The sequence below is a fragment of the Vibrio sp. 1249-1 genome (genome assembly GCF_033340495.1).
In genome coordinates this window covers 1-1,087 of record NZ_JAWOWJ010000126.1, presented here as the reverse complement: position 1 = coordinate 1,087, position 1,087 = coordinate 1, and the positions used below count along the sequence as shown (strand labels likewise).

General features: G+C 45.6%; 2 protein-coding genes. Both read left to right on the top strand.

Going from position 1 to position 1,087, the window contains the following annotated elements:
* Positions 1 to 518: ABC transporter permease (locus R7Z50_RS24715; RefSeq protein ID WP_318149380.1), on the top strand; the 518-nt coding region annotated here is incomplete at its 5' end.
* A 3-nt stretch (positions 519 to 521) separates the two neighbouring features.
* Positions 522 to 1,087, top strand: a 566-nt coding sequence (locus R7Z50_RS24710; RefSeq protein WP_318149379.1) for an ABC transporter permease, incomplete at its 3' end; no start/stop codon positions are given.

Here is a 1,087-nt window from a genome sequence, read left to right as displayed (position 1 = left end):
AAATACTTTTAAACAATAGCCTCTATTCCATCAACGAAACGCTCAATGAATGGTTTGCATCTAGTGACCCAAATCATGAGTGGACTTCTTACTTACCTGACTACATTGATGTGAGCCCGTTTATTGCCGGTGTGCTGACAATTGGTTTTATCTTTGGAGCTTACATGGCGGAAACTTTCCGTGGTGCGATCATGGCCGTCGATAAAGGTGAGTTGGAAGCAGCAAAAGCTTATGGCATGAGCCCAGTGTTGTCGTTCAGAAGAATCCTTCTTCCTCAGATGATTCGCCATGCACTACCGGGATTTGGTAACAACTGGCTGGTATTGTTAAAAACCACCGCGCTTGTCTCCATTATCGGGCTTGAAGATATGGTGAGAATGAGCTCTCTGGCGGCTGGTACAACAAAAATGCCGTTCACGTTCTACATGGCCGTTGCACTGATTTTCCTTTTCTTCACCAGTATTTCGACGGGGTTGTTAAAACTCGTTGAACGCAAATTCAGTATTCATGCGAGGTAAGTAATGGATTTTTCGTTGATTATTGAAAGCTTCCCTGTTTACCTTCAAGGGCTTTGGACGACCGTTTGGCTGGTGGGCATTTCATTGGTGATTGGCTTGTGCGTCTCAGTTCCACTCGCCATTGCGAGAAACAGTACCAACTACGCTTTGAGCCTTCCTTCTTGGGGATTCATTTACTTTTTCCGAGGAACGCCACTGCTTGTTCAGTTGTATCTGATTTACTATGGCATGGATCAGTTTTTCCCAGTGAAAGATACCTTATGGGAACACGCGTGGTTTTGTGCTCTGGTTGCGTTTGTACTAAACACATCAGCGTATACGGCAGAGATCATTCGTGGTGCGATTAACGGTTTGCCGAAAGGCGAAGTGGAAGCCGCGAAAGCGTATGGCATGAGTAAATTTATGACCTATAAACGCATCATCTTGCCAAGTGCGTTACGCCGAGCACTACCTGCTTATTCTAATGAAGTGATCTTCATGCTTCACGGCAGTGCGGTTGCAGGGATCGTAACCATCGTGGACTTAACTGGTGCAGCGCGCTTAGTTAACTCTCGTTATTACGCACCATT